Annotated in this window: 24 protein-coding genes; 18 read left to right on the top strand and 6 right to left on the bottom strand. The window is 67.9% G+C overall.

Translation table 11 applies throughout. The features are described from left to right. Positions 1 to 8: 8 nt before the first annotated feature. On the bottom strand, positions 9 to 782 hold the full coding sequence (locus BOX37_RS29675) for an acyl-[acyl-carrier-protein] thioesterase (protein WP_071930500.1): 774 nt from the start codon (positions 780 to 782) through the stop codon (positions 9 to 11). Positions 783 to 971: 189 nt separating this feature from the next. On the opposite strand from BOX37_RS29675, the gene BOX37_RS34995 reads away from it, so the two are divergent. From BOX37_RS34995 to BOX37_RS29635, 8 genes are all read left to right on the top strand, one after another. Then, positions 972 to 3,128, top strand: coding sequence for a serine/threonine-protein kinase (locus BOX37_RS34995; protein WP_084760385.1), 2,157 nt, complete (start codon positions 972 to 974; stop codon positions 3,126 to 3,128). A 27-nt stretch (positions 3,129 to 3,155) separates the two neighbouring features. Next, the gene (locus BOX37_RS29665) at positions 3,156 to 4,130 is read left to right on the top strand and encodes an NADPH:quinone oxidoreductase family protein (RefSeq protein ID WP_071930498.1); all 975 of its coding nucleotides are present in this window, start codon (positions 3,156 to 3,158) and stop codon (positions 4,128 to 4,130) included. A gap of 259 nt (positions 4,131 to 4,389) precedes the next feature. Continuing rightward, the gene (locus tag BOX37_RS29660) at positions 4,390 to 5,703 is read left to right on the top strand and encodes an amidohydrolase family protein (RefSeq protein ID WP_071930497.1); all 1,314 of its coding nucleotides are present in this window, start codon (positions 4,390 to 4,392) and stop codon (positions 5,701 to 5,703) included. A gap of 112 nt (positions 5,704 to 5,815) precedes the next feature. Further along, positions 5,816 to 6,610, top strand: a complete 795-nt coding sequence (locus tag BOX37_RS29655; RefSeq protein ID WP_071931984.1) for an ABC transporter ATP-binding protein — start codon at positions 5,816 to 5,818, stop codon at positions 6,608 to 6,610. After that, positions 6,610 to 7,482: an ABC transporter permease gene (locus BOX37_RS29650; RefSeq protein ID WP_084760384.1), complete on the top strand. Its 873-nt coding sequence runs from the start codon at positions 6,610 to 6,612 to the stop codon at positions 7,480 to 7,482. Before BOX37_RS29655 ends, BOX37_RS29650 begins: the two co-directional genes overlap by 1 nt. Positions 7,483 to 7,502: 20 nt before the next feature. After that, positions 7,503 to 8,675 (top strand): ABC transporter substrate-binding protein, encoded by a 1,173-nt coding sequence (locus BOX37_RS29645; RefSeq protein ID WP_071930496.1) that lies wholly within the window; start codon positions 7,503 to 7,505, stop codon positions 8,673 to 8,675. 11 nt (positions 8,676 to 8,686) lie between these two features. Beyond that, a complete protein-coding gene (locus tag BOX37_RS29640) occupies positions 8,687 to 9,679 on the top strand; it encodes an isopenicillin N synthase family dioxygenase (protein ID WP_071930495.1) in 993 nt (330 codons plus the stop codon). Between the two features lie 31 nt (positions 9,680 to 9,710). Beyond that, a complete protein-coding gene (locus BOX37_RS29635; RefSeq protein ID WP_071930494.1) occupies positions 9,711 to 10,358 on the top strand; it encodes a GntR family transcriptional regulator in 648 nt (215 codons plus the stop codon). 4 nt (positions 10,359 to 10,362) lie between these two features. Here the strand turns inward: BOX37_RS29635 and BOX37_RS29630 are convergent, their stop codons facing one another. After that, positions 10,363 to 10,878: an Lrp/AsnC family transcriptional regulator gene (locus tag BOX37_RS29630; RefSeq protein WP_071930493.1), complete on the bottom strand. Its 516-nt coding sequence runs from the start codon at positions 10,876 to 10,878 to the stop codon at positions 10,363 to 10,365. A 132-nt stretch (positions 10,879 to 11,010) separates the two neighbouring features. Here BOX37_RS29630 and hppD point away from each other — a divergent pair, with 132 nt between their 5' ends. Further along, positions 11,011 to 12,156, top strand: coding sequence for a 4-hydroxyphenylpyruvate dioxygenase (hppD, locus tag BOX37_RS29625; RefSeq protein WP_071930492.1), 1,146 nt, complete (start codon positions 11,011 to 11,013; stop codon positions 12,154 to 12,156). A 7-nt stretch (positions 12,157 to 12,163) separates the two neighbouring features. On the opposite strand, the gene BOX37_RS29620 is transcribed toward hppD, so the two are convergent. Next, entirely contained in the window at positions 12,164 to 13,735 is a 1,572-nt protein-coding gene (locus BOX37_RS29620; RefSeq protein WP_071930491.1) for a cation:proton antiporter family protein, read from the bottom strand. 116 nt (positions 13,736 to 13,851) lie between these two features. Here BOX37_RS29620 and BOX37_RS29615 point away from each other — a divergent pair, with 116 nt between their 5' ends. The 8 genes from BOX37_RS29615 (at position 13,852) to BOX37_RS29580 (ending at position 21,169) form a co-directional block, all read left to right on the top strand. Continuing rightward, complete coding sequence (locus tag BOX37_RS29615; RefSeq protein ID WP_071930490.1) at positions 13,852 to 14,379, top strand: DUF3558 domain-containing protein; 528 nt, start codon at positions 13,852 to 13,854, stop codon at positions 14,377 to 14,379. Continuing rightward, positions 14,376 to 14,930, top strand: a complete 555-nt coding sequence (locus tag BOX37_RS29610) for a DUF3558 domain-containing protein (RefSeq protein WP_071930489.1) — start codon at positions 14,376 to 14,378, stop codon at positions 14,928 to 14,930. Before BOX37_RS29615 ends, BOX37_RS29610 begins: the two co-directional genes overlap by 4 nt. Before the next feature lie 271 nt (positions 14,931 to 15,201). Then, the gene (gene rpsL / locus BOX37_RS29605) at positions 15,202 to 15,576 is read left to right on the top strand and encodes a 30S ribosomal protein S12 (RefSeq protein ID WP_056814220.1); all 375 of its coding nucleotides are present in this window, start codon (positions 15,202 to 15,204) and stop codon (positions 15,574 to 15,576) included. Between the two features lies 1 nt (position 15,577). Beyond that, positions 15,578 to 16,048, top strand: coding sequence for a 30S ribosomal protein S7 (gene rpsG / locus BOX37_RS29600; protein WP_071930488.1), 471 nt, complete (start codon positions 15,578 to 15,580; stop codon positions 16,046 to 16,048). Positions 16,049 to 16,081: 33 nt separating this feature from the next. Continuing rightward, a complete protein-coding gene (gene fusA / locus BOX37_RS29595) occupies positions 16,082 to 18,184 on the top strand; it encodes an elongation factor G (protein WP_071930487.1) in 2,103 nt (700 codons plus the stop codon). A 114-nt stretch (positions 18,185 to 18,298) separates the two neighbouring features. Beyond that, positions 18,299 to 19,489, top strand: coding sequence for an elongation factor Tu (tuf, locus tag BOX37_RS29590; RefSeq protein ID WP_071930486.1), 1,191 nt, complete (start codon positions 18,299 to 18,301; stop codon positions 19,487 to 19,489). 324 nt (positions 19,490 to 19,813) lie between these two features. Continuing rightward, positions 19,814 to 20,257 carry a hypothetical protein gene (locus BOX37_RS29585; protein ID WP_156910621.1) on the top strand — a complete coding sequence of 148 codons (444 nt, stop codon included), beginning with the start codon at positions 19,814 to 19,816 and terminating at the stop codon, positions 20,255 to 20,257. Between the two features lie 93 nt (positions 20,258 to 20,350). Beyond that, a complete protein-coding gene (locus tag BOX37_RS29580) occupies positions 20,351 to 21,169 on the top strand; it encodes an alpha/beta fold hydrolase (RefSeq protein ID WP_071930484.1) in 819 nt (272 codons plus the stop codon). A 9-nt stretch (positions 21,170 to 21,178) separates the two neighbouring features. Here BOX37_RS29580 and BOX37_RS29575 read toward each other — a convergent pair whose 3' ends face one another. The 3 genes from BOX37_RS29575 to BOX37_RS29565 all read right to left on the bottom strand — a co-directional run bounded on the left by BOX37_RS29575 (position 21,179) and on the right by BOX37_RS29565 (position 23,010). Next, positions 21,179 to 21,529: a nitroreductase/quinone reductase family protein gene (locus tag BOX37_RS29575; RefSeq protein ID WP_071930483.1), complete on the bottom strand. Its 351-nt coding sequence runs from the start codon at positions 21,527 to 21,529 to the stop codon at positions 21,179 to 21,181. Positions 21,530 to 21,596: 67 nt separating this feature from the next. Next, positions 21,597 to 22,028: a PPOX class F420-dependent oxidoreductase gene (locus BOX37_RS29570; protein WP_071930482.1), complete on the bottom strand. Its 432-nt coding sequence runs from the start codon at positions 22,026 to 22,028 to the stop codon at positions 21,597 to 21,599. Between the two features lie 97 nt (positions 22,029 to 22,125). After that, positions 22,126 to 23,010, bottom strand: coding sequence for a helix-turn-helix transcriptional regulator (locus BOX37_RS29565; protein WP_071930481.1), 885 nt, complete (start codon positions 23,008 to 23,010; stop codon positions 22,126 to 22,128). 102 nt (positions 23,011 to 23,112) lie between these two features. Between BOX37_RS29565 and BOX37_RS29560 the strand changes: the two genes are divergently transcribed. Then, positions 23,113 to 24,624, top strand: a complete 1,512-nt coding sequence (locus BOX37_RS29560) for an MFS transporter (RefSeq protein WP_071930480.1) — start codon at positions 23,113 to 23,115, stop codon at positions 24,622 to 24,624. Positions 24,625 to 24,854 lie beyond the last annotated feature (230 nt).

Below are 24,854 nucleotides of genomic sequence, written 5' to 3'. Positions count from 1 at the left end.
GGCCGGGGCTATTCCGGCAGCGGCATGATCCGCACGACGGTCGTGGTGATTCCGCCGACCACGAACCACAGTCGCAGTACCGGGTGGCCGGTCGGGTCGCCGGGCTCGTAGCGGGCGCGCACGGTGATGTGCTCGCGGGCCAGTACCGGCGCGACGTACTCGATCACCGCGCGGTGCGGTCCGGCGACCAGCTTCGGGAAGTCGACCAGATACTGCTCGACCGCCTGCCAGTAGCAGGTGTTGTTGACGTGGTTGAACTGGTCGATGTCGGTCGCGCGGACCGGGAACGGCAGGTCGGTGTCGGATTCGCGCGGGGCCGGATCGGTGAGATAGGGCCGCCAGCGCAGCCGGTGCTCCTCGGTCGATCGGGCCAGGTAGGCAAGGCCCTCGTCGCTGATCCGGGACGGCAGGTTGCTCGACTCGCTGAGGTTGATCCAGAAGCCCTCGGTCTCGATCAGCCCGCCGCCCTCGCTGGTGATCCGCACCCGCATGTTCGTCCAGCGGGTGGACATGCTCGAGCACCAGCGGGTCAGGTGCACCTGGTCGGGCCAGACGACCGGACGGATCACGTCGATGACGGTGCGGCGCACGATCCAGGTGGGGTCGCTGCGGTGCAGCGCGGTCTGGTGCAGTTCGTCCCAGGCGATGTCTTGCAGGTAGCGCGCCACGGCATCGAAGCGCAGCCGTTGATACGGATCCACGTCGCCAGCCCGGACGGGCCACGCCGTGGCGAAACCCGTGCCCTCCTGGGGAAGCGGGGCCAGTGGCTGATCGAGTGACACTTGTGCTCCTTGCGCGGCTCACCAGGTGTGCCACGACTTCTTGCGTAGTTCCGCACACGACTTTACGGGGCGCAGATCACACCCTCGCGCCGAGTGCGGACCAAGCGGTACCAGGTGCGGGTCCCAGCTCGGGCGCCGGCGACGTTGTCACACATGACAGACCCCACCGGTGGCCGGTAGCCTGCAGGAATGGGCGCCGGGTCGATGGCAGGCTCGATGTTCGGGCGCTATGAGTTGCGCAGGCTCCTCGGAGTCGGCGGTATGGGGGAGGTCTACGAGGCATACGACACGTCCAAGAGCCGTACCGTCGCGCTCAAGATGCTCAATCGGGAGCTGGCCAGGGATCCCGTTTACGTCCAGCGGTTCCGGCGGGAATCGCACGCGATGGCGAGTGTGCAGGAGCCGCACGTCATTCCGGTGCACGACTGGGGCGAGGTCGACGGAGTGCTCTACATCGACATGCGCCTGGTCAAGGGCACCGATCTCAAGGAACGCCTGCAGCGGCACGGCAGCCTCACCCCTGGTGAGTCGGTGCAGGTCGTGGAGCAGATCGCCGCCGCGCTCGACGCCGCGCACGAGGTCGGGCTGGTCCATCGCGACGTGAAACCGGCCAACATCCTGCTCACCGGCAACCTGTTCGCCTATCTCGTCGATTTCGGTATCGCGCACACGGCCACCGATCCGCAGCTCACCAGTACCGGCAGCGCGGTCGGTTCGATGGCGTACATGGCGCCGGAGCGGTTCGAGAACGCCCCGCTGACCCCGGCGGTGGACACCTACGCGCTCAGCTGCGTGCTCTACGAGAGCCTGGTCGGCCGGGTCCCTTTCCCGGTCAACAGCCTCGCCGGCGCGATCGGTTCGCACCAGATGGCCCCGCCGCCACGGCCCAGCACCGTCGACCCCGCCCTGGCCCCCTTCGACCCGATCATCGAACGCGGCATGGCCAAGCGCCCCGACCACCGCTACGCCACCCCCGGCGACCTGTCGCGGGCCGCCCGTGGCGCCCTGATCCAGATCGAGCGCAACGCCCCGGCCACCGAGCCGGGGCCGCGGATCGACCGCGCGATGTTCGTCGCCCCGGGCGCGGGCGACCAGCCGCCCGGGACGAGTCAGGACCACGGTACGAGTCAGCCGCATGCGACAAGTCAGCCGCACGGCAGAAGCCAGCCGCACGGAACGGGCGAGCCGATACCGGGGATCTCCCAGCAGGCGCCGGATGCGGGCCGGTGGACGGGGTCCGCCCAGTTGCCGGTAGCGGGCCGGCCTCCGGGCGCTGCCCGTGCTCCGGGGGCTGGCCAAGCCGTGCGAACAGGCCGGGGCTTGGCGCCCGGTCAGGCGCCAGAAGCTGGCCAGTCTTCGATGAAGGGCCAGCCGCCGGCGCCAGGTCGGCCGTTGGACGCGGGCCAGTCGTCGGGCACAGGGTGGCCGTCGGGAACCGGTCAGTTGCCGGGTGCAAGCCAGTTTTCCGATGTGGGCCAGCCACCTTCCGCCGACCAGTTTTCGGCGGGGTCCGGGCGGCTCTCGAACGAGAGCCAGCGGCCGGGGTCCAGCCAGCCGCCGGGAGTCGAGCGGCCGTCGGGAGTCGAGTGGCCGTCGGGAGTCGAGCGGCCGTCGGGAGTCGAGCGGCCGTCGGGAGTCGAGCGGCCGTCGGGAGTCGAGTGGCCGGTGGGAGCCGGGCCGGTGCTGGGGACGGTGCCGCCGCCGGGGTATCAGGCTGCCGGGCCGCAGGCGACGAGTGGGTACTCCCATCCGTCGGTGCCGCTGGCCCCCTCGCCGCAACGCAATGCGTCGAGGCCGATCCTTGCCGGGGCGCTGGGTGTGCTGATCGTGGTCGCGGTGGTCGGTGTGGCCGTGTGGATCATGGTGAGCATCAGCGGTACCGAGCAGTCCGTGGCCGAACCGCCGTCGGCCACGGACTTCGCACCGCCACCGCCGGTGATCGGGACGGTCAGCCAGACCGTACCCACCCCGGATGCCACCACCGCACCACCGGGAATCACGGTGCCGCCGCTGTATTCGAGTGTCTCCGGCGCCGACGGCCAGGGCTTCCTCGACGGTGGCCCGCGCTGCGACGACGACGATGCCGCGATGACCATCGCGCGCACCTCCGCCTCCCGCCTCGTCATCTGCCAGACCGGCGCCGACCGGTACTACTACAAGGGCGCCAGGGACAGCGATGGCCAAGGCCTCGAACTCGACGATCCGGTGCCCACCGGCGGGGGCGGTTTCACCGCGACCAATCCGACCGACGGCACCCAGTACCAGATCACCTCGGCCGGGCTGACGATCGTCCGGGACGGCGCGGTGCTGGCCAGCGAATCGATGTCCGAATTCGCCTATCGCTGACCCGGCCGGCGGGTTATGTTAACGACCATGCGCGCAGCCCAGGTCGGCAAGTTGGATGGTCCGTCGGCGATCGAGATCGTCGACCTGCCCGAACCCGCGGTCTACCCCGGTGGGGTGCTGATCGATGTGCACGCCGCGGGGATCGCCTTCCCCGACGTGCTGATGACGCGCGGTCTCTACCAGATGAAGCCGGGCCTGCCCTTCGTCGTCGGCGGCGAGGTCGCCGGTGTCGTGCGCGAGGCGCCGGAGGGCTCGGCGCTGCGCCCGGGTGCCCGGGTGGCCGCGCTGACCATGCTCGGCAACGGCGTCGCCGAGGTGGCGGTCGCGCCCGAACACGCGGTCTTCGAGTTGCCGGACAACGTCTCGCTCGAGGCGGGCGCCGGCATTCTGTTCAACGACCTCACCGTCCACTTCTGCCTCACCACACGCGGCAGGCTCGCCGAGGGCGAGACCGTGCTGGTCCACGGCGCCGCGGGCGGTATCGGCACCTCCACCCTGCGGATGGCCAAGGCACTGGGTGCGGGCCGGGTGATCGCGGTGGTGAGCACCGAGTCGAAGGCTCAGGTCGCCAAGGCCAACGGCGCCACCGATGTGGTGCTCGCCGAGGGCTGGCTGGCCGCGGTGAAAGAGCTCACCGGCGGGCGCGGCGTCGACATCGTCCTCGATCCCGTCGGCGGTGACCGGTTCACCGACAGCATTCGCTCCCTGGCCGGTGGCGGTCGGCTCCTGGTCGTCGGTTTCACCGCGGGGGAGATCCCGACCGTGAAGGTGAACCGCCTGCTGCTCAAGAATGTCGAGGTCATCGGCGCCGCCTGGGGCGAATGGGTGATGAGCCATCCCACCTATCTCGCCGAGCAGTGGGCCGAGGTCGCGCCCCTGCTGGCCTCGGGCGCGATCCCAGCGCCCGACCCGGTGCTCTACCCCCTCGAGCGGACCGCTGGAGCCGTTGCGGCGCTCGATGAGCGGACCGCCACTGGAAAGGTGGTCGTTCAGCTCCGCTGACCGCTCCGCGCGCATCCCGTGCTACAGCGTTGCGGATCGAGCCCCCCGGGCTTCCGCGAACCCGACCACCGCGCGTGACTCAGTGGCGCCCCAGCGTCTAGGCCGGCTGCGCGGTGCGGACCTGTTCCGTGACACGGCTTTAACGTCGAAGCAACACCGGCTTCCTATCGTCGTCCCCACGACGTTCATGGCTGCAACGGACGACGTGCCGCGCTGAACCCGGCGGGCGAACCAGCCGCATCCCGAAAGAGGTGCGCGCATGGGAACTCCCGCGTCCGTTGTCATCACCGATGTCACCGTCTATACCGAACAGGGCTGGACGCCCGGCGAGGTCGTCGTCCGCGACGGCGTGGTCCTCGCCTTGGCGGCCGGTCCCGAACACGCCGATCTGCCGCGTTTCGACGGCGGCAACGGCTACCTGCTGCCCGGTTTCGTCAACACCCACACCCACCTGCAGCAGGCCGTGCTGCGCGGCGTCGGCGAGGGTCTGCCGTTGCTGGAATGGCTGCGCTGCGTGGGCGAGCACACCGTGGCCGCCACCCCGGAACAGACCTATCTCTCGGCTCTGGCCGGTGGTCTGGAGCTGCTGCGCAGCGGTGTGACCACCGTGGTCGAGCACATGTGGCCCAGCCCGTCCGACGCGGTTCACCAGGCGATGATCCGCGCCCTCGACGAGCTCGGCATCCGCGTCGTCCTCGGTCGCGGTGTCGCCGACCGCGCCGACATCACCCGCAAGTGGGGCCTCGACCCGCGCCTCATGCAGCCACTCGACGAGGTACTGGCGCACGTCGACGAACTCGACAAACACCTGCTCGGTACCCGTATCACCACCGCCCTCGCCGTCCCGAACCCGCGCTGCCTCACCCTCGAGGGGATGGCGGCGACCCGCGAGTACGCGCAGGCCACCGGCAAGACGGTGTCTATACATGTACTCGAGACCACCACCGACGACGACATGTGCCGATTGCATGCAGGCGCCTCGGCCGTCGACTACCTCGACGCCGGCGGCTTCCTCTGGGACCGCACCCTGGCCGTGCACTGCGTCAATCTCGACGAGCACGGTCGCGCGGTCTTCGCCGATCGCGGTGTCGCCGTCTCCTACAACCCGGTCTCGAACATGCGCTTGGGCAGCGGCGTCGCCCCGGTCCCGGAAATGCTCGCCGCGGGCATCGACGTCACCCTCGGCGTCGACGGCGCGGCCAGCAACGACACCCAGGACATGCTGCTGGCCCTGCGCTTCGGCGCGTATCTGCAGCGTGCGGCCAACAAGCGGGCCGACCTGCTCGGTTTCGAAGCCATGCTGCGGATGGCCACCGGCGCGGCGGGCCGGGTCCTCGGCCGCCCTGCGCGCACTGGCATCGCCGTCGGCGACCGTGCCGACCTCACCTTGGTCCGCTTCGATCGCGACTTCGCCTGCCTGCCCGTCCTCGACCCCGGCGCCACCCTGCTCACCGCCGCGTCACCGCGTGTGATCGACACCGTCTGGGTCGACGGCGAGGCCGTGATCCGTGACGGCAGCAGCACCAGGGTCGATGCCCAGGATCTCGCACAACGCCTGATTCGCATGCGCTGATTGTTAATACGCTCGAAACGAACCACACATTGCATGTAATTAACCAAGTACAGACTGAAATCAATCAGAAGTTGCACGCAACATCGACATACCGCAGGAGAAGGTGATCACGGTGACGCTCTACGACACGGTGAACGACGCCGACGCGCGGACGCTGCTCTCCGGCATGGAGGTCTCCTTCGCCGGGGTGAGCAAGCGCTTCGGCGGCCCGGGCGATGCCGAGGGCACGCTGGCGCTGACCGACATCGACCTCGACATCCGCGAAGGCGAGTTCGTCGCGGTGGTCGGCCCGTCCGGCTGTGGCAAGTCCACGCTGCTGCGCCTGGCCGCCGGCCTGGAGCCGGTGACCGACGGCGCCGTCGCGGTGCGCACGAACTCGATCGGCTTCATCTTCCAAGAAGCCACGCTGCTGCCCTGGCGCAAGGTCCGCCGCAATGTCGAACTCTCGGCCGAACTGGCCGGGGTCGACCGCGCGGTGCGCCGCGCCCGGGTCGAGCGGGCCATCGAGGCGGTCGGCCTGGCCGACTTCGCGAACAAACTGCCCAATCAGCTCTCCGGCGGTATGCGCATGCGCGTCTCGCTGGCCAGGGCGCTGTCACTGGAACCGCGGCTGATGCTGCTCGACGAACCGTTCGGCGCGCTCGACGAGATGACCAGGCTGAACATGCAGGAAGAGCTGCTTCGCCTCTACCGCGACAACGCCTTCACCGCGCTGTTCATCACCCATTCGGTGTCGGAGGCGGTGTTCCTGGCCTCCCGCGTGGTGGTGATGTCGGCGCGCCCCGGCCGCATCCACGAGGTGATCGACGTCGACCTGCCGTACCCGAGGGAGCGGGAGCTGCGCTTCGAGCCCGCCTTCACCGAACTCGTCTCGCGAACCTCGCGCTCGTTGAAGGAGGCTGCCTGATGGTCAGCATCGTGGCCCGCGCCGCCGCTCCAGCCGCTACCCCCGCTCCTGCCGACCCCCGGACGAAGCTGCCGCCTCCCATCGCGCAGTTGCGCAAGTTCGGCAGTGTCCTTGTCGCGCCGCTTGTTTCGATCACCCTGGCCCTGGCCGCCTGGTACGCGGTGTCGATGCTGGTGCTCAGCGAGAGCCGCCGGTTCCTGCTGCCGCCACCGCATGTGGTGTTCAGCGAATCGCTGGCCGATCCCGCCAAACTCGAGGTGATGCTCGAGGCGCTGGTGGTCACCGCCAGGGTCGCGATCTTCGGCCTGGTGATCTCGGCCGTGCTCGGTGTCGCCATCGCGGTGCTGATGAGTCAGGCCAAGCCGATCGAGAAGGTTGTCTACCCGTATGCCGTGGTGCTGCAGGCGATTCCGGTGCTCGCCGTGGTGCCGCTGATCGGTCTGTGGCTGGGCTACGGCTTCGCCGCCCGCACCACGGTGTGCGTGCTGATCGCGATTCACCCGATCATCGCGATGACGCTGTTCGGCATCAAATCCGTCGACGCCAACCTGCAGGAACTGTTCGCCCTCGGCCGCGCCGGTCGGGTGCGCAGGCTCTGGTCACTGCAACTGCCCGCCGCGCTGCCGTCGACCCTGACCGGCTTGCGCACTGCCGCGGGGCTTTCGGTCACCGGCGCCATCATCGGCGACATGTTCTTCGCGCAGGGCAAACCCGGTATCGGCACCCTGCTCGACACCTACCGGGCCCGGCTGCAGTCGGAGGACCTGATCGGCGCGCTGCTGCTGGCCGCGCTGTTCGGCGTGCTCGTTTTCACCGTATTCACCGTGGTGCAGAAGGTCAGCGTCGGCCGCTGGCACAACTCGGCCCACTAGCCCGCACAGAGGATCACCCCATGAAGAAGCCACTTCCCGTGCGCCGCTTCGGCGTCGCCGCGCTCGCCGTCCTGCTCGCCGGCGCCGCCTCGGCCTGTTCCGACGACGCCGCCGAGACCGCCGCTGTCGCCCTCGAATCCGCCCCCGCCGAGCAGCAGCTCGCCGCCGACTGCCCGGGCACCGTCGTCGTGCAGCTGCAGTGGGCGCCGGAAACCGATTCCGGGCCGATCTTCGGTCTGCTCGGCCCCGGCTACCAGGTCGACGCCGACAACAACAAGATCACCGGTCCGCTCGTCACCGACGGCAAGGACACCGGGGTGCAGCTCGAGATCCGCGCGGGCGGCCCCGCCATCGGGTTCCAGACGGTGCCCTCGCAGATGTATGTCGATCAGTCGATCACCCTCGGCCTGGCCCACTCCGAGCACGCGATCGCCGCCGCCGGACAGCAGCCGATCGTCGCGGTCACCACCCTGCTGCGTAACAGCCCGCAGATGCTGATGTGGGACCCGTCGACCAATCCCGGCTGGCAGGGCATCGCCGACATCGGCAAGTCGGGCAAGCCGATCGTGGTCTCCAAGGGCCAGCTGTACCCGGACTGGTTGGTCGCGCGTGGACTGGTGAAGCCCGAGCAGATCGACGCCTCCTACGACAACTCGCCCTCGCGCTTCGTCACCGACCCGTCCTTCGCCCAGCAGGGCTTCGCCAACGCCGAACCGTTCACCTACGAAAACGAGGTGCGCGCGTGGAACAAGCCGGTGAGCTACCAGCTGCTCAAGGATGTCGGCTACGAGGGCTATGCCCGCACCGTGAACGTGCGCGCCGACAAGCTCGACGAACTGCGGCCCTGCCTGAAGAAGCTGGTGCCGATGATCCAGACGGCCACCGCGCAGTTCACGGCCGACCCGTCCCACGTCAACGACGTGGTCGTGGACGTGGTCTCGCAGAACCCCAAGCTCAGCCCCTACAGCGCCGAACTGGCCGCGTTCGGTTCGACGGCACTCATCGACGGTGGCCTGATCGGCAATGACACCGACGGCGTCCTCGGCAGTTTCGACGAGGCCCGCGTCCAGCGCATCATCGACGAATTCGGACCCATCCTGCGGACCGGCGGCGCCGACGTGCCAGCCGGGCTGACGGCCACGGACCTGGTCACCAAGGAATTCCTCGATCCCGCCATCTCCGTCACCGGATAAGGAGTCACACCATGACCGCCAGCTACGACCTGTCCGAAGTCTCGCGCGAGAAGCAGATGGGCGGACTCGGCCGGGAAACCGCCGACCGCGAGATCCGCGTCATCGACCTCACCGACTTCGACGCCCGTCGCGCCGAGATCACCGACCAGCTGTGGGCCGCCGCCACCGAGATCGGCTTCTTCCAGCTCTCCGGCCACGGCATCCCGCAAGATCTGATCGACGGAATGTTCGGCGCCACAGCAGACTTCTTCGCCCTCCCCGAGGATGTGAAAGGCCAGTATCCGCTGGTCAAGAAGGACAACGCGGGCTGGGAATCGCTGAGCCAGGTGCGCCCGTCCATCGGCGTACCGGATCAGAAGGAGTCCTACCAGGTCACCCGCCCACACATGGACCAGCTCTGGCCCAGCGAGTCCGAACTGGCCGGATTCCGTGCCCGCGTACTCGATTTCGAGCACCGAGCCTGGGCGGTGGCGATGCGGGTGCTGTCCTGCTTCGCCGATCGGCTCGGTCTGGCGCGCGAACACTTCACCGCCGCACACGATCCCGAGTCGCCGAACTACCAGAGCGCGCTGCGACTGCTGCACTACTTCGCCGTCCCCGAAGAACTGCGTGGCGTCCCCGGTCGCTGGCGGGCAGGCGCGCACACCGACTTCGACTGCCTGACCCTGCTGTTCCAGCGCGACGGTCAGGGCGGGCTGCAGGTGTGCCCCGGCAAGGAGATGGAAGAACAGGAATGGACTTCCATCACCCCGTCGTCGAGCCTGATCACCTGCAATATCGGGGACATGCTCACCCGCTGGAGCGATGACCTGCTGCCGTCGAACTTCCACCGGGTCCGCAGCCCCGGCGAGGGCGAGTACCAGGGCGAGCGCTACAGCATCGCCTACTTCGCCCAGGCCGACCGCGACGCGATCATCCAGGGCCCCGCCGGCAAGTACCCGCCCGTCACCGCCGCGGACTTCTTGACCCAGCGCGTGCGGGCCAACTATCAGCCGCGAGGATAATTACCCCTCCAGACCCGGAAAGGACACCGCGATGACCGTGGACGGCACCTCCTCGCTGCTCGGGCAGTCGGTACACCGCCAGATCAGGCAGATGGTCCTTTCCGGCGAGCTGACCCCGGGCCAGGCGCTCAGCGTGCCCGCGCTGGCGACCAAGCTCGGGGTCAGTCGCAGTCCCGTCCGCGAGGCGGTGCAGCAGCTGATCTACGAGGGGCTCGCGGTGAGCGCGCCGCACGCGGGCGCCAAGGTGGCCGCCGTCGACGACGACCGGATCCGCGACGTGCTCGCGGTCCGCGCCGCCCTCGACGGCCTGGCCGCCGCCGCGGCCGCCACCCGGCTCACCGACGCCGACCTCGACAAGCTCGGCGCCATCATCGCCGCCCAGGAAGCGAACCTCGACGACAGCACCGACGCCACCCGTGACGCCCAGCTCGACATCGAATTCCACACCTTCATCCGCGACGCCTCCGGCAACAGCTGCGTCGTCGACGAGCTGGCCCGCCTGGAAGCCCAGGCCCACCTCTACCGCGGCGACCTGTGGTGCTCGGCCCGCAACCGTCGCGTGGCCCTGCGCGAACACCGGCGCATCGTCGAGGCCCTCGAATCCGGACACCCGGAATCGGCGCGCGCTGCGGCCGAGGCGCACGTCCAAGGCCTGCTGACCCGCCTCGCCCGGCAGTGATCGTTCAGCGCTGATCCCGGTAGGCGGGTGCCTTCGCCGTGCCCGCCGGGGTGAGCGTGCGCAGCAGCGGCATGGTGCGCCGGGCGACGACCGTCGAGAGCACGATCACGCTGTGCGAGCGGACCACCGAGCCGGTCCGGTCGATGCTGAGCAGCACGGCCTGCAAGCCGGCGTGCGAATCGGCGCCGATGCGGCACAGCACGTCCCCGGAGCCGGTGGTCGCGTACGCCTCCAGGACCCCGGGGATCGCGGCGAGCTCGGCGCTGACGGTGTCCAGCGCGCCCTGCGCGATCTCCAGGGTGACGAACGCCTGCACATCGAAACCGGCCGCGGTGACATCGAGCTGCGGGTCGTAGGAGGCGATCACCCCCGCCTCCTCCATCCGGTTGATCCGCGCCTGCACGGTCGCGCGCGCCACCTTCGTCCGGCGCGAGAGCTCGAGGATTCCTGCCTTCTGGAACTCGTGCATCGCGGTCAGGATCGCCAGATCGAGCTCGTCCAGTTTCGCGGGCGTTCGCATCGACAGACCTCCGTGCTCGGGTGCTATTCAAATTGTCCACCATCGGGGGGCGAAAGGTAGCAACTCGAGTCAGCCTGTCCAGCCTTCGCTGGCGTTGTTGCTCAGGTACGGCTCGGCGAGATTTGCTTGGTCATGACCATTGAGCAGCAGCTCGTCGGGCTGATCGCCCATGACGACAGTGTCGATCCGTTTCCGGTGACCGGGTGGGACGCGCTGGTGTGGGTCGTCGGCAACGCGACCCAGAGCGCGCACTTCCTGCAGTCCGCGTTCGGGATGCGGCTCGAGGCCTACTCCGGGCCCGAGACCGGCAACCGCGACCACAAGGCGTTCGTATTGCGCAGCGGGGGAGCGCGGTTCGTCGTCAAGGGCGCGGTCGATCCCGGCAGTGCGCTCGTCGCCCACCACGACCGCCACGGCGACGGCATCGTCGACATCGCCCTCGAGGTGCCCGATGTGGATCGCTGTATCGCCTGGGCGCGCACCCACGGCGCCACGATCCTGACCGAACCGCACGACGAGAGCGACGAATTCGGCACCGTCCGCTCGGCGGCGCTGGCGATCTACGGCGAGACCAGACACACGCTGATCGACCGGTCGGCCTACGCCGGTCCCTATCTACCCGGCTATGTCGCGCGCACGTCGACTCGGCAACCGCGCCGGGACAGGCTGTTCCAGGCGATCGATCACGTGGTCGGCAATGTGGAACTCGGCATGATGGACCGCTGGGTCGAGTTCTACCGCGAGGTCATGGGATTCACGAACATGGCCGAGTTCGTCGGTGACGACATCGCCACCGAGTACTCCGCGCTGATGAGCAAGGTCGTCGCCAATGGCAACCACCGGGTCAAGTTCCCGCTCAACGAACCGGCGGTGGGCCGCAAGCGCTCTCAGATCGACGAGTACCTCGAGTTCTACCGCGGGCCCGGCGTGCAGCACATCGCGCTGGCCACCGGCGACATCATCGCCACCGTCGACGCGCTGCGCGCCGAGGGTGTCGAATTCCTGGCCACCCCCGACACCTACTACGAAGACCCCGACCTACGCGCCCGAATCGGCCACGTGCGAGTACCGGTGGACGATCTGCAGCGCCGCGGCATCCTGGTCGACCGCGACGAGGACGGCTACCTGCTGCAGATCTTCACCCGCCCGCTCGCCGATCGCCCCACCGTCTTCTTCGAACTCATCGAGCGGCATGGCTCACTGGGCTTCGGAAAGGGCAATTTCAAAGCCCTGTTCCAGGCCATCGAACGAGAACAGGCCGCGCGGGGCAACCTGTGAGCTCGCCTCAGTTCTCGGTGCGGCTCCGGATCGCGTCGTCGGCCAGCGCCTTACCGGCTTCACCGTAGAGATGGAACACATGGTCGGCGCCGCGAGCCCGAAGCTCGGCGATGTCCTCGGTCCTGGTGACGATGCCGGCGATCGTGGCCTGACAGTTGCTGTTACCGACGCTGTCGAGAGCGGCCAGGTTGCCTTGTTGGTGCGGCATGGCCAGCACGATGAGTTCCACGTCGGTCAGGGTCACCCGTTCCCAGAAGTCGGAGTCGGCGGCGTCGCCCTGCACGACCCGGTATCCCTGCACGCGCAGCTCGGCGATGACTCGCGGATCCTGCTCCACTCCCACGACGGTCAGTCCGTGGGTGTCGCGCAGCCGGTCGTAGGCACCTCGGCCGACCCGTCCCATGCCGAGTACCACCGACTGCGCGTCGTCGATCTGGATGTGCTGGTCGATGTCGAGCAGTTCGGCGTGCTCGCGCCGCTTCAGCCACTCGCCGTACCGGCGATACAGGCTCTCGCCACGCGAGTTCAACACCGCGGAGGCGGTGAAGCTCATGGCGACCGTCAAGGCGATCACCACCAGCCAGTCCTGGTGGAGCCAGCCTTTGGACGCCGCGAGCGCGCCGACGATCAGCCCGAACTCCGAGTAGTTGCTCAACGTCAGCCCGGCCAGCAGCGCGGTGCGCGCACGTAGACGCCCGAGCAGGAAGAGCACGGTGAACAGGGCACCCTTGAGCGGGATCAGCAACAGCAGGGCGGTGGCGATGAGGAAGGTCTGCACTGTCGGCATCGCGGTGAGCCCGATGCTGAGGAAGAAGCCGACGAGGAACAGTTCCTTCAGCGAGAACAGTGATTTGGCCAGCGGGGCCGCGTTCGCGGCGGGGGCGATCACCATGCCGAGCAGCAGCGCGCCCAGATCACCCTTGACCCCGACGAGGTCGAACAGGGAGTAGCCGAGGACCAGCGCCGCGACGACCCCGAACAGCACCTGCATCTCGCCGTGGCCGATCCGATCGAGTACGCGATGCAGTAGCGGAGCGAGCGGGATGAGCAGCAGCAGGAGCAGAGCCCACAGGCTCGGGTAATTGCCGGTGGACGCTGTGATGAACACGACAGCGAAAATGTCCTGCATCACCAGGACACCGATCGCGATCCGCCCGTAGAGCGCGGTCGCTTCCCCTCGTTCGTCGAGCACCTTCACCGCGAAGACCGTGCTGGAGAACGACAGTGCGAAGCCGAGCAGGAGCAGATCGCTCCAGCCGGTCCCGGCCAACAGCGCGAAGCCGCTGAACTTCAGTACGCCGATGAACCCGGCGATGGCCAGGGTCGTGACGGCCATGTGCGCGGTGGCTGTCCCCCAGATCTCCCGTCGAGCCAGCGACCGCACATCGAGCTTCAGGCCGATGGTGAACAGCAGGAGCGTGACCCCGAGGTCGGCGATGGTTTCCAGCTCGGGAGTGAGCCCGTAGCCCATGGCGTTGAGCACGAAGCCCGCTACCAGGAATCCGACCAGTGGTGGTAGCCGGACCAGCATGGCGACCAGGCCGCCGGCGAAGGCGGCGACGATGAACGCGATATCCATGAATCCTCGAAGCGTCGAACGGCTGAGATCGGCCGCGTGGCGGCCGATCCGACGATAGCGGCAGGTCGGAGCCCGAGCCATTCGACGCCAGCCGGGAAGACACTACAGTTCATGGCATGCGGATCCCCTCGGCGATCGTCATCGGCATGGCCCTTGCTGTCGTGCTGTCGTCGTGCGGATCGGGGGGGAACTCCGATTCGCCGACCGGCTCGATGCGTCCACCACCGAAGGTCGCCTCGCTCGGTCCGTTCGTCGGCGAATGCGGACACGTCACCGACGACGAGGTGCGTGACCTCGCCGGGATCGGCCAGATCGCGCGGGTCTACAAGAACGCCACCGGCTGCAACTGGGAGGCGGCCGGAATCTCTTCGCCCAGTGTCACCTTCGCCTCTTACCGGGGCAGTCCGATCGAGCGGGAGAAGGCCTGGGTGTCCAGCGTCGGGCGCGAACCGGAGAGCATCGACGTAGGTGGACTTCCCGGTTTCCAGGCGCTCGATCCCCGCGGCACGGTCTGCGACCTCGCCGTGCAACTCGACGACGACTTCTTCGAATGGTCCATGTCCACCGGCCTGTTCGCGATGGGCGGCAATCCGTGCGACCGGACCAGGAAACTGGCCGAGCTGACCGTGGGACGGCTGGGGTGAGCGCGCGCGGGATCGTGGCCGCCGCGGCAGGCGCGCTGCTGCTCACCGCCACGCTGACAGGTTGCGGCACGACGATCGAGGGCAACGCCCAGCCGCTGGGCAGCGGCGGTGGCGAGGAGGCGATCAACACCGACTTCGACAAACTGCTGCGCGAGTGCGAGGTGGTCGCCGCGGACAAGATCGGCGAGATCGTCGGCGACGCGGAGATGGTGCTCACCTCGTTCTCCGGCGCCGTCTGCATGTGGGACATCGAGGACGCCCCCGGTGGGAGTGCCATGGCTACCCTGAACTGGTACGAGATGGGTACGCTGAACAACGAGAAGGCCACCAACGACAAGCTGGGGTACCTCACCAGTGACATCGCCGTGCAGGGTCGCAGGGCCCTGCAGGTACGCCGCCCGGGTGACAACGACTCCTGCGGAGTCACCGCGCCGGCCGCCGATGTCGGGGTCGTCGGCTGGTGGATCAACTACCGACCGGGCTCGGCCCATCCGGACCCGTGTGCCGGGGCACAGAAATTGGTCGAGTTGACCTTGGATCTGGCCCGGTAGAAGTCTTGACCTCCAACCCGCTTTGACCCCGGTTCGGGCGGGCGCGTATCGTGGATCGCTGTGCCCGGATTGCTACGGGCAAGTTCGCGTGTGAACGTAGGCCAGCGAGAGCGGCCGATACGTTCCAGCGTGCCCAGAAAAAGGGTCCTGAGCTGCGCGCGACACGCCCGACCGCGGGTTAAAGGAAACACGGTCGGACGTGCGGGTGAAAGCTCGATGAACTGAATGCACCGCAAATCAAGCCGCCATTACCAATAAGGAAAGCCGGTCTATGCCAACCATCAACCAGCTGGTCCGCAAGGGTCGCCGCGACAAGGTCACCAAGACCAAGACTGCGGCCCTCAAGGGGAGCCCGCAGCGTCGTGGCGTGTGCACTCGCGTGTACACCACCACCCCCAAGAAGCCGAACTCCGCGCTGCGTAAGGTCGCGCGCGTTCGCCTGACCAGCGCGATCGAGGTCACGGCGTACATCCCCGGTGAAGGCCACAACCTGCAGGAGCACTCGATGGTGCTCGTGCGCGGCGGTCGTGTGAAGGACCTTCCGGGTGTGCGCTACAAGATCATCCGTGGCTCGCTCGACACCCAGGGTGTGAAGAACCGCAAGCAGGCCCGCAGCCGCTACGGCGCCAAGAAGGAGAAGAGCTGATATGCCACGCAAGGGCCCCGCACCCAAGCGTCCGCTGATCAACGACCCGGTCTACGGGTCGCCCCTGGTCACGCAGCTGGTCAACAAGATCCTGCTGGACGGCAAGAAGTCCACCGCCGAGCGCATCGTCTACGGCGCGCTCGAGCAGGCTCGCGAGAAGACCGGCACCGATCCGGTCGTCACCCTCAAGCGTGCGCTCGACAACGTCAAGCCCGCCCTCGAGGTGAAGCCCCGTCGTGTCGGTGGCGCCACCTACCAGGTGCCGGTCGAGGTCCGTCCGGGCCGCGCCAACACCCTGGCGCTGCGCTGGCTGGTCAGCTACTCCCGCGCGCGTCGTGAGAAGACCATGGTGGAGCGTCTCGCTCACGAACTCCTCGACGCCAGCAACGGCCTCGGTGCCGCCGTGAAGCGTCGCGAGGACACCCACAAGATGGCCGAGTCGAACCGGGCCTTCGCGCACTACCGCTGGTAAGTCCCCGGCCCGTCACTCAAAAGGGAGAATTCCGTGGCACAGGACGTGCTCACCGACCTGAACAAGGTCCGCAACATCGGCATCATGGCCCACATCGATGCGGGCAAGACCACCACAACCGAACGCATCCTCTTCTACACCGGTATCACGTACAAGATCGGTGAGGTCCATGACGGCGCGGCCACCATGGACTGGATGGAGCAGGAGCAGGAGCGTGGCATCACCATCACCTCCGCCGCTACCACCTGCTTCTGGAAAGACAACCAGATCAACATCATCGACACCCCCGGGCACGTCGACTTCACCGTCGAGGTGGAGCGTTCGCTGCGCGTGCTCGATGGCGCGGTCGCGGTGTTCGACGGTAAAGAGGGTGTCGAGCCGCAGTCCGAGCAGGTGTGGCGTCAGGCCGACAAGTACGACGTGCCGCGTATCTGCTTCGTGAACAAGATGGACAAGCTCGGCGCTGACTTCTACTTCACCGTGCAGACCATCAAGGATCGTCTCGGTGCCAAGCCGCTGGTCATCCAGCTGCCGATCGGCGCGGAGAACGACTTCGAGGGCATCGTCGACCTGGTCGAGAACAACGCCAAGGTCTGGAAGGGCGAGACCAAGCTCGGCGAAGAGTACGAAGTCGTCGAGATCCCGGCCGACCTCAAGGACAAGGCCGAGCAGTACCGTCAGGAACTGCTCGAGACCGTCGCGGAGTCCGACGAGGCCCTGCTGGAGAAGTTCTTCGGCGGTGAGGAGCTCTCGATCGACGAGATCAAGGGCGCCATCCGCAAGATGACCGTGAACTCGGAGCTCTACCCCGTGCTCTGTGGTTCGGCGTTCAAGAACAAGGGCGTGCAGCCCATGCTCGACGCGGTCATCGACTACCTGCCGTCCCCGCTGGATGTCGAGGCCACCACCGGCCACATCCCGGGCAAGGAAGAAGAGCTGGTCACCCGCAAGCCGAACGTCGACGAGCCGTTCTCGGCGCTGGCGTTCAAGATCGCGGTGCACCCGTTCTTCGGCGAGCTCACCTACGTGCGCGTGTACTCCGGCGCCGTGGCCTCCGGTGCCCAGGTCGTCAACTCGACCAAGGGCAAGAAGGAGCGTCTGGGCAAGCTGTTCCAGATGCACTCCAACAAGGAGAACCCGGTCGGCACCGCCTCCGCCGGTCACATCTACGCCGTGATCGGTCTGAAGGACACCACCACCGGTGACACCCTGTCGGACCCGCAGAACCAGGTCGTCCTCGAGTCGATGACGTTCCCGGACCCGGTCATCGAGGTCTCGATCGAGCCCAAGACCAAGTCCGACCAGGAGAAGCTCGGTACCGCGATCCAGAAGCTGGCGCGCGAGGATCCGACGTTCTCGGTCAAGCTCGACGCCGAGACCGGCCAGACCGTCATCGGCGGCATGGGCGAGCTCCACCTCGACATCCTCGTGGATCGCATGAAGCGCGAGTTCAAGGTCGAGGCGAACGTCGGCAAGCCGCAGGTGGCCTACCGCGAGACGATCACCAAGACCGTCGAGAAGCTCGAGTTCACCCACAAGAAGCAGACGGGTGGCTCCGGCCAGTTCGCGAAGGTCATCATCGCGGTCGCGCCGTTCGTCGGCGAAGACGGCGCGACCTACGAGTTCGAGAACAAGGTCTCCGGCGGTCGCGTGCCCCGTGAGTACATCCCGTCGGTCGACGCGGGTGCCCAGGACGCCATGCAGTACGGCGTGCTCGCCGGCTACCCGCTGGTGAACCTGAAGGTCACCCTGCTCGACGGCGCGTACCACGACGTCGACTCCTCGGAGATGGCGTTCAAGATCGCGGGTTCGCAGGCCCTCAAGGAAGCGGCCCGCAAGGCCGGTCCGGTGATCCTCGAGCCGCTCATGGCGGTCGAGGTCATCACGCCCGAGGACTACATGGGCGATGTGATCGGCGACCTCAACTCCCGCCGTGGCCAGATCCAGGCCATGGAGGAACGCAGTGGTGCCCGTGTCGTCAAGGCGCTGGTTCCGCTCTCGGAGATGTTCGGCTACATCGGTGACCTGCGGTCCAAGACCCAGGGTCGCGCGAACTACTCCATGGTGTTCGCCCAGTACGCGGAGGTTCCGGCCAACGTGTCCAAGGAGATCATCGCCAAGGCGACCGGCGAGTAATTCGCTTGCCGGGGCCAAGTACGCTTGGCCCCGGCAACCGGGCGTCAGCACGACCCCCCTTAATAACCGCACTGCTGCAAAAAAGCACGCACTAACTAGTCCAGGAGGACAACAGTGGCGAAGGCGAAGTTCGAGCGGACGAAGCCCCACGTCAACATCGGCACCATCGGTCACGTCGACCATGGCAAGACCACGCTGACTGCAGCGATCACCAAGGTGCTGGCTGACAAGTTCCCGGATCTGAACGACGCGTTCGCGTTCGATCAGATCGACAAGGCGCCGGAGGAGAAGGCTCGTGGTATCACGATCAACATCTCCCACGTCGAGTACCAGACCGACAAGCGCCACTACGCGCACGTCGACGCCCCGGGCCACGCCGACTACATCAAGAACATGATCACCGGTGCGGCCCAGATGGACGGCGCCATCCTCGTGGTCGCCGCCACCGACGGCCCGATGCCGCAGACCCGCGAGCACGTGCTGCTCGCCCGCCAGGTCGGCGTGCCCTACATCCTGGTCGCGCTGAACAAGTCGGACATGGTCGACGACGAGGAAATCCTCGAGCTCGTCGAGATGGAGGTCCGCGAGCTGCTGGCCTCGCAGGAGTTCGACGAGGACGCGCCGGTCGTGCGCGTCTCCGGCCTGAAGGCCCTCGAGGGCGACGAGAAGTGGGCCGAGTCCATCGTCGAGCTGATGCAGGCCGTCGACGACTCGATCCCGGACCCGGTCCGTGAGACCGAGCTCCCGTTCCTGATGCCCGTCGAGGACGTCTTCACGATCACCGGTCGTGGCACCGTCGTCACCGGCCGCATCGAGCGCGGTGTGGTCAACGTGAACGAGGAAGTCGAGATCGTCGGCATCCGTCCGGACAAGACCAAGACCACGGTCACCGGTATCGAGATGTTCCGCAAGCTGCTCGATCAGGGCCAGGCGGGCGACAACGTCGGCCTGCTGGTTCGTGGCATCAAGCGCGAAGATGTCGAGCGTGGCCAGGTTGTCGTCAAGCCCGGCACCACCACCCCGCACACCGAGTTCGAGGGTCAGGCCTACATCCTGTCGAAGGACGAGGGTGGCCGCCACACCCCGTTCTTCAACAACTACCGTCCGCAGTTCTACTTCCGTACGACTGACGTGACGGGCGTTGTGACCCTGCCCGAGGGCACCGAGATGGTCATGCCCGGTGACAACACCGAGATGTCGGTCAAGCTGATCCAGCCGGTCGCCATGGACGAGGGCCTGCGTTTCGCGATCCGTGAGGGTGGCCGCACCGTCGGCGCCGGTCGCGTCACGAAGATCGTCAAGTGAGCCTGTAGACTCACCGACACCGCCACGGCGTCGCTCCTTCGGGAGCGGCGCCGTTCGGCGTTTCCGGGACCTGTTGCGCGACAAGGATTTCGCAACCGCTCCTCGTGATAATCGATCGAGCCCTCGTGCCGGACATGGCATCATGAGGGGCGGATCGACGCGACGGGGGTGGTGTCAGTGGGTTCGGACGGCTATTTGGAAAAGCCTGGGGGAGAAGCGAATTCGGGTAATGAACCCGAGCTGCGCCCGCCCTTTCGCGTGCGGCAACCGGCCCGGTGGCCCACCCGTCCACCCGCGACCGAACCCTTGCTGTTCTCCTCGCACATGCGGCGCGTGGATCGCGAACACGACCGGATGCGGCAGCGGATTCGAGAAGCTGCTGCCAAGGACGAGCGCGACAACTCCATGAAGATGGGCGCCATCGCGATCGTGGGCATCGCGGCGCTCATCGGTGGTTTCTACGTTGTCGAGAAGAGCAAGGAGCCCGACACCGTCGTGGCATCGTGCTACCGCGAGGATCGCGACGGCACCCGGACCGTCGTCGCGGACAGCAACTGCGACAGCAGTTCGGCCGGTGGGTCCTACCGCACGAGGTCGCCCACCATGTGGCCGCAATACCGCTACTACTACGGTGGCACGGCGCAGATCGGTCAGGCGCCGTCCGGCGGCACCACCATCAAGCCGAGCAATGCCGAGATCAAGACCAAGAGCGGCGCGGTGATCCAGCGTGGCGGCCTCGGGCGCGGTGGTGGCGGCAGCGGTTCGTGACGCGCGGCGCCGCGATGACCTGCGAGGTCATCGCGGTGGCGCGCGACGGTCGGTACCGTCCGGGGTACGTATTCGGACGGATCGGAGAATGTCATGGGCAGAGCGGGCATCGAGAAGAAACTCGCCGTGAGCGAAGGGGTGCTCGGCGCTGGGATGCCGTATCTGGCGTTCGGCTCGGGCCGGCCGCTGGTGTTCCTGCGGTGGTTCACGCCCGATCACGCCAATCCGACCGGCTGGCTGCGCTCGGCCGAGATCAAGACGATGGCACCGCTGGCCGCGCACTATCGCGTGTACGCGGTCAATCGCGCGCCGGGCATGGCCGAGGGCACCACGATGGCCGACATCGCCACGGCGCACGCGGAAGGCATGGCGGCCGAATTCGACGGTCCCGTAGACGTTCTCGGCATCTCCTCGGGTGGTTCGCTGGCCTTGCAGCTCGCCGCCGACCACCCGGCGGCGGTGCGCCGACTCGTCGTCGCCTCCTCGGGCCATCGCCTCGAAGACGCCGCCCGCATCTCGCAGATGAAGTACGCGACGGCCGCGGCCCAGGGCAAGCGCGCGCTGCATCACCTAGCGACGCAGGGCATCGAATCCCCGGTCAAGGCCAGGTTGGTCGGTGCCGCCAGCTGGATTCTCGACCCGTTCCTGCGCCCGAAGAACCCGGCCGACACGCTCGCCTTCGTCCGCGCCGAGGACGCCTTCGACCTGTCCGGCCGACTCGGTGACATCACCGCGCCCACCCTGGTGGTCGGCGGCGACCGCGACGAGTACTACCGTGTGTCCACCTTCGAACAGACCGCCGAGGGTATCCCCGGCGCCCGCCTGATCGTCTACCCGGACACCAACCACCTCGGCGCGATCAAGCACCCTCGGTTCGCCCCGGACGTGACCGAATTCCTCGACGCGCCATAGCGTCTGGACTCAGGCGTCGAGGCGAACCCGGACGGTGACCCGGCCACGCTCGTCGCGCGCCGACACCGCGTGCCCCGCGTGGTCGACGCCGTCGATCCGCAGCGTGACCGGCCCGCCGTCACCGAGGAAGTTCCGCCACCACGTCTTCTTGTCCGGCATGGCCACGCCGATGAGGTATTCGTCGCCGCGGCGCCGATAGTTCACCGGCGTGCTGAACGCGCGCCCCGACTTACGCCCCACATAGCTCACCTGCGCGAAGGCCTTGCCCAGCACCTTCCCGATGACCGGCGCCTCGGTCAACGCGACCACACCCGCGTTGAACCCGCGCACACCCCGGCGCGCCAACGATTCCTGCCCCATCAGAAGCTCCCTGCTCGCGATGATCCCGTCACCACAAGGCTACGGGCGGGTGCCCAAGCCTGCCGGTTCAGCGAATCCGGGCGCCGTAGACGTGCTCCACGGCCAGCGACAGCAACACCCGCCGATCCGACACCATCACCGAGCGATACTCCGCCCAATCCGGATGCTCACCGGCCGCGGCCCGGTAGTAGTCGACGAGCGCCCCGACCTCTGGTCCGTTCGGGTCGCTTCCCGGCCCGATCAACGTCGCGGTCCCTTCCGCGGTAGCCCACGCCCACCCATCAGCGCTGGTCACCTCGAACGCCGCCCGAGGATCCCGCCGCAGATTCACCGTCTTGGCCCGCCCCTCGGTCATCGACACATAAATGATCCCCGCCGCCCGATCGAAATACGGCGTGACCGGCGACAACTGTGGCCGCCCATCCTTCTTGAGCGTCGCGAGCACCCCCAACCGGGCCTCGGCGAGCAGCGCGTACGGATCGAACGTTTCGTCTGACACGGCAGGTCTCCTGTGGTTGCGAAGGCGGTTCTTCGAAGGAACGGTCAGCTCAGCGGGTTTATGCCCGTCGGTGGATCGGTCGCGGTGACGGAGTCGATCATCGCCTGCTGAGCGCCCCCGCTGCTGTCGCTTCGACACCGGAGACGCCGGCGGCGAGCAGCCGCAGCGCGTCGGCCGAGCTCGCGTCGCGCGGGGTGTAGACCTCGAGCCGGTGATCGGGGCTGTCGGGCTGCAGCCAGACCTGGTAGTCCACATCGGCGCCGCCGACCGTCGGATGGTGTAGCTGCATTCGGCCGACCGTGCAGTCGGCCACCTCGCCCTCGGCCCACAGGGTCGCGAATTCGCCACTGCGCATGGCGAGTTCGCCGATCAGTTCGGCCAGGCGCGCATCGGTGGGATGTCGACCGGCGGTGAGTCGCAGATAAGCGACGTGGATGCGGGCGAGCTCGGCCCAGTTGCGGTGCAGGTCCCTGGTGAGCGGATCGAGGAAGAACTGCCGTGGGATCGAGGGGCGCCGGTCGGGATCGGCGGGTGCGTCGAAGTCGAGGTGTTCGGCGAAGAGGGCATGGCCGGTGCGATTCCAGGCGAGCACGTCACCGCGGCGGCCGAGGACCACCGCGGGCATGGTCTCGCCGAGCGCGTCCAGTAGCGCGAGGACCCGGGGGTTGGCCTGCTCCACCGCGGGCGCGACCAGGCGCGGCGTGCTGGACCGCCCGGCGAGATTGTGCAGGTGGGCCGTCTCGGCCTGATCGAGCCGCAACACCCGGGCGATGGCATCGATGACCTGCTCGGACGCCGTGCCCGCCTGATCCTGTTCCAGCCGGGTGTAATAGCCCGCGCTGACCCCGGCCAGCTGAGCGAGCTCCTCGCGGCGCAGCCCCGGCACGCGGCGGGTGACGCCGTAGGTGTGCAGGCCGATCGCCGCCGGGGTGATCCGGTCGCGCCGGGTCTTGAGGAAGGCGCCGAGGCTCTCGAGTTCCATCTCTCCGATGGTAGGCAGCGCTGTCGTGCCGTGGGTATCCCTGCCGGGTGTACCCATCGCCGGGGCTGGTTGTCTTCGGCGCGGCGCCGCAGATTCGGTGGCATGAAACAACGACTCGCTCCCACCGAGCTGCGTGCCTGGCTCGGGCTGCTGGTGGTCCTCGGTCCCGTCCTGCTCGTCGCGATGGACGGCTCGATCCTGTTCCTGGCGATGCCGACCCTCACCGACGCGCTGACCCCCACCGCCGATCAATCCCTGTGGATCCTGGACAGTTACGGCTTCGCCGTAGGATCGCTGCTGATCGCGTTCGGCAGTATCGGTGACCGCTACGGCCGGCTGCGGTTGTTGATGATCGGCGCGGGAGTGTTCGGTATCGCCTCGGCCGCAGCGGCTTTCGCGACAAGCCCGGAAATGCTGATCGCTTTGCGCATCGTGATGGGCGTGGCCGGGGCGACGCTGCTGCCCTCGGCGCTCGCGGTGCTGAGCACCCTGTTCGCCGATCCACGCACACGCGCGCAGGCCATCGGCATCTTCGCCGCCACCTTCGCCGCCGGTTTCGCCATCGGCCCGATCGTCGCGGGACAGCTGCTGAGCCACTTCTGGTGGGGTTCGGTGTTCCTGATCAATCTGCCGGTGCTGCTTGCCTTCCTGGTGTTCGCGCCGATCCTGCTCCGTGAAGTGCCCGCCACCCGCACCGGTGGCGTCGATGTGCCCAGCGTGCTGAGTTCGGCGGCCGGGCTGCTGCTCACGATGTACGCCGTGAAGCACGCGGCGGCCGCGGGTGTGTCGGTGGACGGGCTGGTCGTCGGACTGGTCGGACTCGTCGCGCTGGCCTGGTTCGTCCGGCGTCAGTTCCGGATCGCGCTCCCGCTCATCGACTTCGGGCTGTTCCGCAGTCCGGTGTTCACCATCGCGATCCTCACTGGTTTCCTCCCGCTGGCGGCCTGGTCGGCCATTGCGTACCTCACCGCCACCTACCTGCAGTCGATCCTCGATCTGACGATCGCCCGCGCCGCGCTGCTGGCCGTGCCGGGCGCACTGGTCCTCACTGTCACCGCCGTGGTGACTCCCGCCGTCGTCGCCCGGATCGGCCAATCGACCGCCCTGGTCGCCGCCCACGTCTTCATCACCGCCGGCCTGCTCGCGCTGCTGCCGACCGGCACCTCCGACGGGATCGCCTGGTACCTCGCGGCCACCGTCATCGCCGGCATCGGCTATGGCATCTCGTTCAGCGTCGTCGCCGACATCGCCGTCGCCGCCGTGCCCGCCGAACGCGCGGGTTCAGCCGCCGCCCTCGCCGAAACCAGCAACGAACTGGGCAACGCCCTCGGCATCGCCCTCTTCGGCTCCCTGGCCGCCCTCCTGTTCCGCCTCACCGGCCCTGACCTGGCCCCGACCCTCGGCGAAACCCTGACCCTGACCACCCTCACCCCCGCCCAGCTCGCCGCCGCCCGGACCGCCTTCGTCGACAGTCTCCACCTGGTGGCCCTCACCGCGGCAGTCCTCCACGCCACCGTCGCCTTCCTGGCCCACCGCAAACTCCGCCGCCCCACCGTCCGGCCCCGGGACGCCGCCACCCCCGGCAACGAGCCGGTCACCCATGGCACCCATTGACCCGGTGGTGACTCTGTCGAATCGGGTGATGCCGTCTGCGATGACCTGGTCGATGTCGGCCAGGTCATCGCGGTGCGAGTCGAGCTACACCGTGACTCCGACCATGATGTCGGCCTGAAGTCCGCTGTCGGGGGTGCCGGCCACTGTCAGCAGGGTGTGGTCGGCGACGCGTCGGAAGAGGAAGTCCTGGTTGTTGCGGGTGCGGGGTTCGGTGCGGTGGGAGTACGGCG

Origin of the sequence: Nocardia mangyaensis (genome assembly GCF_001886715.1) — a bacterium.
GTDB classification, from domain to species: Bacteria; Actinomycetota; Actinomycetes; order Mycobacteriales; family Mycobacteriaceae; genus Nocardia; species Nocardia mangyaensis.
This window is presented reverse-complemented; position numbering and strand designations above follow the sequence as displayed.

What these genes read in the sequence shown, in the direction of transcription:
- BOX37_RS29665 (WP_071930498.1), top strand. Translation starts at nt 3,156, where the DNA reads ATGCGCGCAGCCCAGGTCGGCAAGTTGGATGGTCCGTCGGCGATCGAG.
- BOX37_RS29575 (WP_071930483.1), bottom strand. Translation starts at nt 21,529, where the DNA reads ATGGGGCAGGAATCGTTGGCGCGCCGGGGTGTGCGCGGGTTCAACGCG.
- BOX37_RS29635 (WP_071930494.1), top strand. Translation starts at nt 9,711, where the DNA reads ATGACCGTGGACGGCACCTCCTCGCTGCTCGGGCAGTCGGTACACCGC.
- BOX37_RS29615 (WP_071930490.1), top strand. Translation starts at nt 13,852, where the DNA reads ATGCGGATCCCCTCGGCGATCGTCATCGGCATGGCCCTTGCTGTCGTG.
- BOX37_RS29645 (WP_071930496.1), top strand. Translation starts at nt 7,503, where the DNA reads ATGAAGAAGCCACTTCCCGTGCGCCGCTTCGGCGTCGCCGCGCTCGCC.
- rpsL (WP_056814220.1), top strand. Translation starts at nt 15,202, where the DNA reads ATGCCAACCATCAACCAGCTGGTCCGCAAGGGTCGCCGCGACAAGGTC.
- BOX37_RS29560 (WP_071930480.1), top strand. Translation starts at nt 23,113, where the DNA reads ATGAAACAACGACTCGCTCCCACCGAGCTGCGTGCCTGGCTCGGGCTG.
- BOX37_RS29650 (WP_084760384.1), top strand. Translation starts at nt 6,610, where the DNA reads ATGGTCAGCATCGTGGCCCGCGCCGCCGCTCCAGCCGCTACCCCCGCT.
- BOX37_RS29660 (WP_071930497.1), top strand. Translation starts at nt 4,390, where the DNA reads ATGGGAACTCCCGCGTCCGTTGTCATCACCGATGTCACCGTCTATACC.
- BOX37_RS29630 (WP_071930493.1), bottom strand. Translation starts at nt 10,878, where the DNA reads ATGCGAACGCCCGCGAAACTGGACGAGCTCGATCTGGCGATCCTGACC.
- BOX37_RS29620 (WP_071930491.1), bottom strand. Translation starts at nt 13,735, where the DNA reads ATGGATATCGCGTTCATCGTCGCCGCCTTCGCCGGCGGCCTGGTCGCC.
- BOX37_RS29585 (WP_156910621.1), top strand. Translation starts at nt 19,814, where the DNA reads ATGCGGCGCGTGGATCGCGAACACGACCGGATGCGGCAGCGGATTCGA.
- BOX37_RS29565 (WP_071930481.1), bottom strand. Translation starts at nt 23,010, where the DNA reads ATGGAACTCGAGAGCCTCGGCGCCTTCCTCAAGACCCGGCGCGACCGG.
- BOX37_RS29640 (WP_071930495.1), top strand. Translation starts at nt 8,687, where the DNA reads ATGACCGCCAGCTACGACCTGTCCGAAGTCTCGCGCGAGAAGCAGATG.
- rpsG (WP_071930488.1), top strand. Translation starts at nt 15,578, where the DNA reads ATGCCACGCAAGGGCCCCGCACCCAAGCGTCCGCTGATCAACGACCCG.
- hppD (WP_071930492.1), top strand. Translation starts at nt 11,011, where the DNA reads ATGACCATTGAGCAGCAGCTCGTCGGGCTGATCGCCCATGACGACAGT.
- BOX37_RS34995 (WP_084760385.1), top strand. Translation starts at nt 972, where the DNA reads ATGGGCGCCGGGTCGATGGCAGGCTCGATGTTCGGGCGCTATGAGTTG.
- BOX37_RS29580 (WP_071930484.1), top strand. Translation starts at nt 20,351, where the DNA reads ATGGGCAGAGCGGGCATCGAGAAGAAACTCGCCGTGAGCGAAGGGGTG.